This window comes from Klebsiella sp. Ech2A (genome assembly GCF_030078455.1).
GTDB lineage: Bacteria > Pseudomonadota > Gammaproteobacteria > Enterobacterales > Enterobacteriaceae > Klebsiella > Klebsiella terrigena.
Genome location: NZ_JAQGFU010000422.1, coordinates 1 through 1,352, shown reverse-complemented (window position 1 = coordinate 1,352; position 1,352 = coordinate 1). Strand labels below are relative to the sequence as shown.

The window sequence follows — 1,352 nt, the reverse complement described above, 5'->3', positions numbered from 1 at the left end:
CCGCCAGCGGCGGGTGCTGGCGCTGGACGACGTGCTCGGCGATCTGCGCGAAGGCACCGGCCCGGTGGACTGCGGCAGCTGGCTGGTGGATATCTGCGATGCGCTGACCGATCATGCCAGCGAATTTATCGAACAGCTGCACGACCGGATAATCGACCTTGAGGATAATCTGCTGGATCAGCAGGTCCCTCCGCGCGGCTTCCTGGCTCTGCTGCGTAAGCAGCTGATTGTGATGCGCCGCTATATGGCTCCGCAGCGCGATGCCTACTCCCGGCTGGCCAGCGAACGTCTGCCGTGGATGAATGACGACCAGCGTCGGCGCATGCAGGATATCTCCGATCGCCTCGGCCGCGGCCTGGATGAGATCGATAGCTGCATTGCCCGCACGGCGATAATGAGCGATGAGATCGCGCAAATTATGCAGGAGGCGATGTCGCGCAGAACCTATACCATGTCGCTGATGGCCATGGTTTTTCTGCCCAGCACCTTTCTGACCGGCCTGTTTGGCGTCAACCTCGGCGGGATCCCCGGCAACGAGTGGCATCTGGGCTTCTCCATCTTTTGCGTAATGTTAGTTGTTCTGATTGGCGGTGTTGCGTGGTGGTTACATCGCAGTAAATGGCTGTAAATAATCGCCTTTCATCGGCATATGGCGGCGAAAACCCGGCAATGTTTGAGCGAAATCAATAAACCATCTACCCATTCGGGGCAATATCTCTCTCGCAGGTGAATGCAACGTCAAGCGATGGGCGTTGCGCTCCATATTGTCTTACTTCCTTTTTTGAATTACTGCATAGCACAATTGATTCGTACGATGCCGACTTTATTGAGTCGGCTTTTTTTTTTGCTCTCCGGCGGCCAGCTTCTACGCTTAATGGGTGGTACACCCGCTCATAACCGGGAGAGTCAAAATGCGATATCAGCCTTTAAATTCAATACCCATTTCACCTGAACCCAACGACCCGACGCCGGTGCCGGACCCGCGGCCTCGTCCGCATCCTTTACCCGACCCGCCGCCGGACGACGAACCGATTAAATTGTCGCATCAGAGGCGCAATTCTGCGAGGATACGCGCCTGCCAATTGCGCGCCCTTTAACACGAGAAAAAATTGTGACCGCTTTTTCAACACTAAACGTTTTGCCCGCCGCCCAGCTCGATAACCTGAACGAGCTGGGATACCTTGCAATGACCCCGGTCCAGGCGGCGGCTTTGCCGGCGATTCTGGCCGGTAAAGATGTGCGCGTGCAGGCAAAAACCGGCAGTGGAAAAACGGCCGCATTCGGCCTCGGCCTGCTCCAGCAGGTTGATGCCACGCTGTACAAGACACAGCACCAGAGACTGCGTCTTGTAC

3 protein-coding genes are annotated in these 1,352 nt (G+C 56.5%); all 3 read left to right on the top strand.

The window, feature by feature from the left end:
• On the top strand, positions 1-628 hold a 628-nt coding region (zntB, locus tag PFH44_RS27650), incomplete at its 5' end, for a zinc transporter ZntB (protein WP_283826850.1).
• Positions 629-911: 283 nt separating this feature from the next.
• On the top strand, positions 912-1,097 hold the full coding sequence (gene ynaL, locus PFH44_RS28155) for a proline-rich small protein YnaL (protein WP_071844916.1): 186 nt from the start codon (positions 912-914) through the stop codon (positions 1,095-1,097).
• Positions 1,098-1,111: 14 nt separating this feature from the next.
• Positions 1,112-1,352, top strand: a 241-nt coding sequence (locus PFH44_RS27645) for a DEAD/DEAH box helicase (RefSeq protein ID WP_283826849.1), incomplete at its 3' end; no start/stop codon positions are given.